Consider the following 9,924-nt stretch of genomic DNA (forward strand, 5'->3'; position numbering starts at 1 on the left):
GGCCTTTCCCGCCGCGCTCCGGGCGCCGCGGGTATCCGACAAGGCCTTTCATGACGACGCTGGCCTCAAGGATGCATGATCCGTAGGCCGCGCCGAGGGGGGATATCAGATGTCGCTCTTTTCCGGCCTTTTCTCGAATCGGCACGTTGCGGGGCAGCTGGATGCGATCAATCGCTCGCAGGCCCGCGTCGAATTCGACCTTGACGGCAAGATACTGGACGCCAACGAGAATTTCCTGTCGGCGATGGGCTATGCGCTGGCGGAGGTGAAGGGGCAGCATCACAGCCTGTTCGTGACGACCGAGGAGAAGGCGAGCCCGGCCTACAAGCAATTCTGGGCCGATCTCGGCCGGGGCGAATTCTCGCGGGGGCAGTATCTGCGGCTCGGCAAGGGCGGCAAGGAGATCTGGATCCAGGCCAGCTACACCCCGATTCTGGGGGCGGGCGGCAAGCCGGTAGGCGTGATCAAATATGCCTTCGACGTCACCGAGCAGAAGAACCGCCTCGCCGATCTCGAAGGGCAGCGCGCCGCGATCGACAAGGCGCAGGCCGTGATCGAGTTCGACCTCACCGGCAAGATCCTGACGGCCAACCAGAATTTCCTGAGCGTCCTCGGCTATTCGCTGGCCGAGATCGTCGGCCAGCACCACCGCATGTTCGTCGATCCGGCCGAGCGCGAGACGCAAGGCTATCGCGCCTTCTGGGAGCGTCTCGGCCATGGGGAGTACGATGCCGGCCAGTACCGGCGCATCGGCAAGGGCGGCAAGGAGATCTGGATCCAGGCGAGCTACAATCCGATCCTCGACGCGCAGGGGCGCCCCTACAAGGTCGTCAAATTCGCCTCCGACATCACCGCCACCTTCAAGGGCAAACAGCTCGAAGCGGCCGTGCAGGAGACGAGCGCGGTGATCGACCAGGCCAAGGGCAAGGACCTGACCGGGCGCGTGTCGCTGGACGGCAAGAACGGGGAGGTGGCCGCGCTCTGCACCGGCGTCAACGACCTTCTCGACACGCTGGCGGAGGTCGTCGGCTCGGTGCGCGACATCTCGGCGCGAATCGACAGCGCCTCGCTCAAGATCACCTCCGACAGCCAGCAACTCGCCGAGCGGACCGAGGCCAATGCGGCGAGCCTGCAGCAGACCGCGGCGACGACCGAGGAACTCGCCGCATCAGTCAAGCATAGCGCCGGCAATTCGAAGATGGCCGTCCAGCTCGGCAACGAGGCGAGCGAAGTCGCCGCGCGCGGCGGCGCCATCGTGACCGAGGCGGTCGCGGCGATGGGGCGGATTGAGCAGGCTTCGTCCGGCATCTCCGAGATCATCTCGATGATCGACGAGATCGCCTTCCAGACCAATCTGCTGGCGCTGAACGCCGCGGTCGAGGCGGCGCGGGCCGGTGATGCCGGGCGCGGCTTCGCGGTGGTCGCGACAGAGGTGCGAGCATTGGCTGCACGATGCAGTGAATCCGCCAATGGCGTCAAGACATTGATCGCGAATTCTACGCAACAGATTCAAGCTGGCGTCGGCCTGGTCAAGGATGCCGGGACGACGCTGGGCGAGATCGTCGGCGCCGCTTCCAAGGTCGCATCGACCGTCAGCGAGATCTCGCAGGCGACGACCGAGCAGGCCAACGGCATCGACGAGATGGCCCGCACCGTCGCCCATATGGACGAGATCACGCAGCAGAATTCGCTGCTCGCCGAGCAGAGCGCCAAGGTCGCGCGCGATCTCCAGCAGGAAACCGAGGCGCTGAGCACGATGGTCTCTGCCTTCCAGCTTGGCGGCGACCGGCACCGGCCTTCACCGCAACTTGTCCATTCGGCTCCCGCAGCACCACGGGCGGCGCCGGTGATGCGCGGCCGGCGGGTGGCCGGCGGCGGCACGGCGGATGGCTGGGCGGAGTTCTGACGCGGTTTATCGGCGCTGAATTGGGGATGTTCGGCGCGTGCCTCTTGTCAGGCGCGCGCCGATAGGCTTTTCGGTCGGAAACGGCGCCTGTCGCGTCGCGCAAGTCTGGAGCGCTGTCCATGGCCGAACCGTCTTCGAATAAGGCTTTCCCGGTTTCCTGGGATCAGTTCCATCGCGATGCCCGCGCGCTCGCCTGGCGCCTCGCCGAGAAGGGGCCTTTCGAGGCGATGGTCTGCATCACCCGCGGCGGCCTGGTGCCGGCGGCGATCATCTGCCGCGAGCTTGGCTTGCGGATGATCGAGACCGTCTGCGTCGCGAGCTATCACGACTACAAGAACCAGACCGAGCTTCAGGTGCTCAAGGACATCGCCCCGAACATCAAGGCGATCGGCGACGGCAAGGGCAGGGGCGTGCTGGTGGTCGATGACCTCACCGATACCGGCAAGACCGCGCGCGTCGTCCGCGAGATGCTGCCGAACGCGCATTTCGCCACCGTCTATGCCAAGCCGGCCGGCGTGCCGACGGTCGATACCTTCATCACCGAGGTCAGCCAGGACACCTGGATCTATTTTCCCTGGGACCTGGGTCTCTCCTATGTCGAGCCGATCGCCAAGGGGCACAAGGGCTGAGCAGGCCGCGCTTCAGCCCACCGATGGCGAGCGGAAGGCGATCAGCATCCCGCTGACGACGATCGCCATGCCGACGATCTCGGTCGGAGAGGGCACTTCCGCCAGCAGCAAGGCGCTGGCGGCGGCCGTCGCCACCGGCACCAGCGGCAGGAACAGCGTCGCCCTGGCCGCGCCCAGTGTCGCGACCGAGCGCGCATAGAGATAGAGCGCGACGACGCCGACCAGGACGCCCTGGTAGAGCGCCTGCAGCAGGAGTTCCGCGAAGGGCGCCCGTGACATGTGGATCGGCAAGGCCAGTGCTACGATCGCGAGCAGTGGCACCGAAAGCAGGCACGAGGCGGCGGTGACCTCCAGCGAGCTCACGCCCCAGCGCCGGGCGAGCAGGCCGAAGATCGCCCAGAGGAAGGCGATCAGCACGAAGAGCAGGTCGCCGATCCAGGCGTCGGGCCGAGACGGCGTCATCGCGAGCGCATCGCGCGAGAAGATGCCGATGCCGAGCACGATGATGCCGAGGCCGATCAGTCGCATCCGCCCGGCGCGCTCGCCGGTAACGAGGAAGATCAGCAGCGCGGTGAAGACCGGGATCAGACCGGGCGAGATGATCGACGAATGCAGTGCAGGCGCAAAGGAGGCGCCGCCGACCAGGATCAGGCTGTAGAGCGGGCCGATCAGCAGCGCCATCACCCAGGCGCGCGGCCAGCCGAGCGAGCCGACCGGGAAGGGGCGCATGTGCCTGAGTGCCCAGGGCAGCAGGACGGCCGCAGCCGAGGTGAAGCGCAGGATCGTGACGTCGGCCGGGGTCAGGTCGATCAGCATCGCGTGGCGCGAGACGACCGACTGAACACCCCAGATGATCGCGGTCAGCAGGCCGCAGAGAATGCCGAGCCATTGAGCGCGGGAGGTCATGAACGGAGGGCTTTCGGCGGGGCGATGCGGGCGGCGGGAGGCGTGGCGCTGCTATGCCCTTGCCGCGCCCGGCCAGCAACCCGCGGCGACCGCGCTGCCGGAATGCTTCCAGGGCGGGCTGAAGGCCTTCCGCCGGCCGCCCTTAGCGGTTCTCCGGATCGTCGCCGGCCAGCAGCTTTTCCGCGTAGTCACGGATATCCTGCGGCCAAGTCCGGCTGTGCGCGGCGAAGCGCGCATCGTCTCCGGCGAAGAGGGCGCGCGAGGCTTCCTCGAAGCCCTCGCGATCGCCCGCCATCGTCGCGATGAAGGCGTAGGCGCGTTCCTGTGCCGCGCGGGCCCGGCTGCGGCCGCCATCCGCCTTGCGGGCTTCGTCGACGAGACGCCGCAGAGCCTGCGAGGCGCCGCCGGTCTGCAAGGCGAGCCAGTCCCAGTGACGCGGCAGCAAGGTCACTTCGCGGGCAACGACGCCGAGCTTGGGCCGGCCGCGTCCGCGCGGGGCTTCGTCGGTGGCTTCTTCGGTCGCGCCTGCCGGAGGCGCGTAGCGCGCGGCGATATCGGTGTCGCTGCCGCGCAGATCGAGATCGATGACCTTTCCCGTTCCATCGTCGAAGACGAGGATCGCGGCCTCGGGGTCCGTCGCGAGCGCAGTCTTCACAGCGAGCGCGACGGTCGCAAGCGAGCCGCTGGCGATGCGGGCGGTGTCGTGAAAGGCGGTGCTGGGCCTGAATGCGATGTCGAGCATGTTTACTCTCTGTTGGCGTACTTATTATCCGGATGATTTGAATGACGCAATATGACCCGGATAAAATTTATCCGACAGCCGCTTAAGCTTCCCGCTTGCAGCTGCGAGAATCCGATGCTGCAATGCAGCGCAATATCGATCGTGACCGCGTGTTCGTTCGGCCGATCTGAAAAGGGAGAGGGGCCATGGCCGGGACGATCGCTGCGGAAGGTCATTCGCTCCCCAATGTCGCCGGCCTCGCGAAGGAGCTGCTCGCCCGCGTCGAGGCGGCGCGCAGCGATTCCCGCGACGACCCCTTCGGCAACCCGGTGCTGAGCGTCACGCTCTGGCTGACGCGGTTGATGGATCGCGGCGAGCTGGGCATGGACGCTGCCTCGGAGCTGGTGCGCCGGCTCGGGCGGGAAGCCCTGCATCAGCGCGCCGGCAGAGTCGCGCGCTATGTCGGGCTCCAGAACGACGAAGCCGCTGTTTTCGCTGGTCTAGCTCAGGAGGCGGCCAGGGAAGCCGGGTCCTTCGATATGTTCCGGCAGGCGGTGGAGCGGGTGCGCTTCGCAGCCGTGTTCACAGCCCATCCGACCTTCGGCATGGCGCGGCAGCTTTGCCATGCGCTCGCTGACCTTGCCTCCGGCGGTAAGGCGGGGGAGGCGGTGGTCGCCGATGGCGCTCTCAGCTTTCGCCCGGACGGGCGGATCACCTTGCAGGACGAGTTCGAGCAGGCGCGCTATGCCGTGCGCCATGCCCGCGATGCCATCGACCGTTTGAACGCCGCCCTCTTCGCGGTCGCGCGCGAGCGCTGGCCGGCGCAGTGGACGCAGCTTGCGCCGAAGCCGGTCACGCTCGCCTCCTGGGTCGGCTGCGACACGGATGGGCGCACCGATATCGGCTGGTGGGACACGCTGCGCTACCGGCTGGAATCGAAGAGCGGGCAGTTCGCGCGCATCCTCGAAAAGCTGCCGCAGGTCCCGACCACGGAAGCGGTACGCCAGCTGGTGAGCGAGGCGCTGGCCGCGGTGGAGAGACAGCTTGCTCTGGCGCCGCCCATCGGTACGCAGCCCTCGCTGCAGGCTCTTCAGGCTTTCGCGCTGTCGCTGGTTCAGGAGCGCCAGACGGCACTGCCCGAAGCCTCCCGTCTGGTCGAGGCGCTCGACCAAGCCTTGGCGGATGCCGGCGATGAAGAGACGCGGCTCGCGCTCGCCCTGATCCGGGCCGGTTGCCTCGCGCATGGCGTCTCGATCGCGTTGCCGCATTTCCGGCTCAACGCCTCGCAGCTCCACAACGCCCTGCGCGCGACGGTCACGCTGGACGAGGAGCCGGGCCAGCCGGCGCAGCGGCGCGCCTTCCTCGCTGCCGCCAATACGGCGCTCGACAAGGTCAAGGCGATCACGGTCGATTTCGGGGCGCTGGCGGCCGAGCGGGCATCGGCCGCGCGGATGATGATGACGATCGCGCAGATCGTGAAGCATGTCGACGGATCGAAGCCTGTGCGCTTCCTGATCGCGGAAACCGAGACCGGCTATACGCTGCTCTGCGCGCTCTGGCTTGCGAGCCGCTTCGGCATTGCCGATCGGGTCGAGATCTCGCCGCTGTTCGAGACCTCTGACGCGCTGGAGCAGGGGCCGCGCATCATCGACGAGGCGCTGCGCAGCCCGCATTTCCGTGACTATCTCAAGCGCCATGGCCGGCTATGCATCCAGTTCGGCTATTCGGATTCCGGGCGCTATATCGGGCAGGTCGCCTCGACCTTCTGGGTCGAGCGCCTGCGCATCCGCATTGCTGAACTGCTGGCACGCTACGAGCTTGCGGATGTCGAACTCGTGATCTTCGACACCCATGGCGAGTCGGTCGGGCGCGGCGCCCATCCCGATAGCCTGTCGGACCGGCTGGCCTATCTCGACCCGGCCTATGCGCGGCAGGCCTTTGCGCGCGCCGGCATCCGGACGGTGCGCGAGACCAGCTTCCAGGGCAGTGATGGCTATCTGCTATTCGGCACGCCGCAGCTTGCCGGTGCCACGGTTGGGCGGATCGCCGAGGCGGTTTTCGCATCACCGGAAGTGGTCGAGGACCCGATCTATGATGAGCCGGATTTCGCCAGCGAGTTCTTCCAGACGGTGCGCGAGGAGATGAATGAACTCGTCGACGATCCCGGCTATGCCGCGCTCATCGGCACCTTCGGCCCTTCGCTGCTCGATAAGACCGGCTCGCGTCCCGCCGCGCGCCAGTCGGAAGGGGCGGGACCGACGCGCATCCGCCATCCCCGCGAACTGCGCGCCATCCCCAATAACGCCATCCTCCAGCAGCTCGGCTGGATGGCGAACAGCATGCATGGCGTCGGCCATGCTGCCTCGCGCGCGCCGGACCTTTTTCGCACCATGCGCGAGCGCTCGCAGCGCTTCGACCGGGCCTATCGACTCGCGGCCTATGCGATGGCGCATAGCGATCTCGACGTGCTGCGCGCCTATCTCGACACGCTCGACCCCGGCAGCTGGTTCGATCGGGCGCGCCGCACGGTGAAGGAAGGGCGGCGTGAGGAGTTGCTGGTCGTCGCGGAAGCGCTGTCGCGGCTGGAGCTGGCGCCGGCGCTGCGACGCCTGTTCTGGCGGCTCTCGGCCGATGCGCTGAAGCTCAAGGTCGCGGCCGACGATGTGCCGCAGATGTCGGCGCGGCTTGTGGCGCTGCATGCGCTGAGGCTAGCGGCGATGCATCGCATCTGGCTGTCCTTCGCCCATATCCCGGATTTCCGGCCGCATGCGGGCCTGACACGCGATGCGCTGATCGAGCGCTTGCTGTGCCTCGACGTGCCGGCTTCGCTCGCGCTGCTGGCGGAGATATTCCCGCGCGATCCCGATCCCACCATCGGCCTCGATTTCGGCGAGCCGCCGGGGCCGCGCGAGGGCGGCACCTATGAGGCGCTGCACCGCGACGTCTTCGCGCCGATGCTGGGGCTATTCGCGCTGATCCGCGAGATTTCCGGGGCGATCCAACACGAGATCGGCGCGTTCGGCTGATGGCCGGTCGGGATCGGCGTTGAAACCCACGCCGATCTCACTAGTTTGACCGGCAGAGGAAACGCCGACGGGAGACGCGCCGGACATGGCCGCCACCAGCTTCGACGCCGCGGGCGCGCGGATCACGCTCTTCCGCGCCCTGCTTCAGACCATTGCCCGCCACGGCAAGGGCCGCATCGCGCTGGAAGACCCCGAGCGCCAGCCGATCACCTATGGCCGGCTCGTGCTCGGCGCGCTGGTCCTGGGGCGCAAGCTCGCCGCGCTGACGGCGCCTAAGGAGCAGGTCGGCGTGCTCCTGCCCAACATGCAGGGCATGGCGGTGACGCTGTTCTCGCTCTTCGCGTATGGCCGGGTGCCGGCGCTGCTGAACTTCACGGCCGGCGTCCGCAACCTGCGTGCGGCGGCGGAGCTGGCGCAGCTCAAAACCATCGTCACCTCGCGGCGCTTCGTCGACCAGGGCAAGCTCGACGACGAGATCGCGGCCTTGGGCGAGGGGCGGCGTGTCGTCTATCTCGAAGATGTCCGCAAGCAGATCACCAGCTTCGACAAGGCGCTCGGCGCCTTGCAGAGCCTCGTGCCGGGGCTCGTCCACCGCTCGTTCGAAGCGCAACCGGACGATACGGCGGTGATCCTGTTCACCTCGGGCACCGAGGGCAAGCCGAAGGGCGTGGCGCTGAGCCATGCCAATATCGTCTCGAACGCAAGGCAGGTCTTCGCCCATGCAACCGGGGCGATCTCCGAGCGGGACGTGTTCATGAATCCGCTGCCGGCCTTCCACTCCTTCGGGCTGACGGCCGGGCTGATGGTGCCGCTGCTGCACGGCATGAAGGTCGTGCTCTATCCGAGCCCGCTGCACTACAAGCAGGTGCCGAAGCTGATTGGCGACATGAAGGCGACCTTCCTGCTCGCCACCGACACCTTCCTGCAAGGTTACGCCCGCGCGGCGGAAAAGGACGACCTCAGCAGCGTGCGCTATGTCGTGGCCGGCGCCGAGCGCGTGAAGGCCGAGACCAAGCGGATGTGGGAGCCCTATGGCACCACCATCCTCGAAGGCTATGGCTGCACCGAGTGCTCGCCGGTGCTCGCCGTCAACACGCCGGCCGCGATCCGTGAGGGCACGGTCGGCAAGCTCCTGCCCGGCATCGAGGCGAAGCTGGAGCCGGTCGAGGGGATACACGAAGGCGGGCGGCTCACCGTACGCGGGCCGAACGTCATGGCCGGCTATCTCGATCCCGAGACCCCTGGCCGGATCATCCCGCCGGAGGGCGGCTGGCATGATACCGGCGACATCGTCGTGATCGAGGACGGCTTCGTCGCGATCCGCGGCCGGGCCAAGCGCTTCGCCAAACTCGGCGGCGAGATGGTCTCGCTCGCGGCTGTCGAGACCATGGTCGCCAAGGTCTGGCCGGACCAGAACCATGTCGTCGTCGCACTGCCGGATGCGCGCAAGGGCGAGCAGCTCGTGCTCGTCACCGAGACGCCGGATGCCGATCGTGCCGCGTTGCAGGAGGCGGCGAAGCAGCAGGGCTTCCCGGAACTGTGGGTGCCGCGCGCGATCCTGGTGACGCAGGCCATCCCCGTGCTCGGCAACGGCAAGATCGACTATGGCTCGACGCGGGAGCTTGCGGCCTCGCGGCGGTCGCTGCTGTGAGCCTGGCTCGCTGCCTTGTGGCCACAATTGTAATTCTATTACGCCGCATGATGATTCCAGGTTCCGCCCTGGCGCTGCTGCGCGTCGCCACCCTTGCTCCCGCCCTGTCGCTGACGGGGCCGTCCGATCTCGCGGCTCAGGCCCAGACCGCGCTCTATGTGCGCCGCGACGAATGCATCGAGGCCGGCCGGCTGACGGCCGAGCAATGCGAGTTCGCCTATCGCAACGCGCGCGCCGAGTTCGAACAGGCGGCACCGCGCTATGGCTCGCGCGCGGCCTGCGAGCGCAGCCACAAGCGCTGCGGTGCGCAGATGATCTCGGCCGGCGGCTGGGAATCCTTCGGCAAGGGCGGGGCGAGCTATGTGCCGCGCTTCATCGGTGTGCGGGTGACCGGCGAGGGCGCAGCGCGCCGGGCGTTGCCGGTGGTGGAGGGTACGGCCAAGGTCGCCTTCGCCGGGCGCCCAGTGACGGAATTGCAGGACAAGGTCGCCGGGCGGCGCGGCATCATCGGACAAGCCAGCAGCGCCGGACGTGGCGCGCATGGCCAGGCCGGGCAGGGCTCGGCCCCCTATGTCAAGCGCGGCGATCGCGACGATACGGTGCGCGTGCCGATGGAAGAGAAGAGCATCGGCTCGGACGTCAAGCCGGGCCTCTATGTCGATCCCGACGGGGTTGAGTGGTACAAGCCCGCCCGCCGGCCTTGAGCGTTTCGCGTCGTCCGGTTCCTTCCGGAAACAACGCGTCATTCCGGACAAGCCGCGTGAGCGGCGCCGATCCGGAAGCCATCGTAGGGCGATGGGCTCCGTGATGGATTCCGGGTCTCCGCTTCGCTACGCCCGGAATGACGGCGCGCTTGAAGCGGAAACGGGGTGCTGTGACCGGCCGGTTTTGATCGGCCGAGGCTTGCGCCGGCTGCGCCCGCCCGCTATCGCTGTGCCGCCTGCGGACGTGGCGAAACTGGTAGACGCACGAGACTTAAAATCTTGCGCCTTCAAAGGCTTGCGGGTTCGAGTCCCGCCGTCCGCACCATCGCCGCCGTCATTGCGAGCGTAGCGAAGCAATCCAGGGGCGGCAGCGCTCTACGT

7 protein-coding genes and 1 tRNA gene are annotated in these 9,924 nt (G+C 67.6%); 6 read left to right on the forward strand and 2 right to left on the reverse strand.

Annotated features, from left to right (window positions below; translation table 11 throughout):
* Positions 1–109 precede the first annotated feature (109 nt).
* Both ACODTJ_RS22300 and gpt read left to right on the forward strand, forming a co-directional pair.
* Positions 110–1,906: a methyl-accepting chemotaxis protein gene (locus ACODTJ_RS22300; RefSeq protein ID WP_454656441.1), complete on the forward strand. Its 1,797-nt coding sequence runs from the start codon at positions 110–112 to the stop codon at positions 1,904–1,906.
* Between the two features lie 119 nt (positions 1,907–2,025).
* Positions 2,026–2,535, forward strand: coding sequence for a xanthine phosphoribosyltransferase (gene gpt, locus ACODTJ_RS22305; RefSeq protein WP_454656442.1), 510 nt, complete (start codon positions 2,026–2,028; stop codon positions 2,533–2,535).
* Between the two features lie 12 nt (positions 2,536–2,547).
* On the opposite strand, the gene ACODTJ_RS22310 is transcribed toward gpt, so the two are convergent.
* Both ACODTJ_RS22310 and ACODTJ_RS22315 read right to left on the reverse strand, forming a co-directional pair.
* On the reverse strand, positions 2,548–3,441 hold the full coding sequence (locus tag ACODTJ_RS22310) for a DMT family transporter (protein WP_454656443.1): 894 nt from the start codon (positions 3,439–3,441) through the stop codon (positions 2,548–2,550).
* A gap of 142 nt (positions 3,442–3,583) precedes the next feature.
* Entirely contained in the window at positions 3,584–4,183 is a 600-nt protein-coding gene (locus tag ACODTJ_RS22315) for a DUF2239 family protein (protein ID WP_454656444.1), read from the reverse strand.
* 185 nt (positions 4,184–4,368) lie between these two features.
* Between ACODTJ_RS22315 and ACODTJ_RS22320 the strand changes: the two genes are divergently transcribed.
* The 4 genes from ACODTJ_RS22320 (at position 4,369) to ACODTJ_RS22335 (ending at position 9,868) form a co-directional block, all read left to right on the forward strand.
* Complete coding sequence (locus ACODTJ_RS22320; RefSeq protein WP_454656445.1) at positions 4,369–7,188, forward strand: phosphoenolpyruvate carboxylase; 2,820 nt, start codon at positions 4,369–4,371, stop codon at positions 7,186–7,188.
* Positions 7,189–7,273: 85 nt separating this feature from the next.
* A complete protein-coding gene (locus tag ACODTJ_RS22325; RefSeq protein ID WP_454656446.1) occupies positions 7,274–8,839 on the forward strand; it encodes an AMP-binding protein in 1,566 nt (521 codons plus the stop codon).
* A 47-nt stretch (positions 8,840–8,886) separates the two neighbouring features.
* On the forward strand, positions 8,887–9,543 hold the full coding sequence (locus tag ACODTJ_RS22330; RefSeq protein ID WP_488850089.1) for a DUF1190 domain-containing protein: 657 nt from the start codon (positions 8,887–8,889) through the stop codon (positions 9,541–9,543).
* 238 nt (positions 9,544–9,781) lie between these two features.
* A tRNA-Leu gene (locus tag ACODTJ_RS22335) sits at positions 9,782–9,868 on the forward strand.
* Positions 9,869–9,924 lie beyond the last annotated feature (56 nt).

The sequence above is a fragment of the Allobosea sp. FG18 genome (assembly GCF_057809495.1).

Bases quoted from the DNA above. Each gene is read 5' to 3' on its own strand.
- ACODTJ_RS22300 (WP_454656441.1), top strand. From the start codon at position 110: ATGTCGCTCTTTTCCGGCCTTTTCTCGAATCGGCACGTTGCGGGGCAG.
- gpt (WP_454656442.1), top strand. From the start codon at position 2,026: ATGGCCGAACCGTCTTCGAATAAGGCTTTCCCGGTTTCCTGGGATCAG.
- ACODTJ_RS22310 (WP_454656443.1), bottom strand. From the start codon at position 3,441: ATGACCTCCCGCGCTCAATGGCTCGGCATTCTCTGCGGCCTGCTGACC.
- ACODTJ_RS22315 (WP_454656444.1), bottom strand. From the start codon at position 4,183: ATGCTCGACATCGCATTCAGGCCCAGCACCGCCTTTCACGACACCGCC.
- ACODTJ_RS22320 (WP_454656445.1), top strand. From the start codon at position 4,369: ATGGCCGGGACGATCGCTGCGGAAGGTCATTCGCTCCCCAATGTCGCC.
- ACODTJ_RS22325 (WP_454656446.1), top strand. From the start codon at position 7,274: ATGGCCGCCACCAGCTTCGACGCCGCGGGCGCGCGGATCACGCTCTTC.
- ACODTJ_RS22330 (WP_488850089.1), top strand. From the start codon at position 8,887: ATGATGATTCCAGGTTCCGCCCTGGCGCTGCTGCGCGTCGCCACCCTT.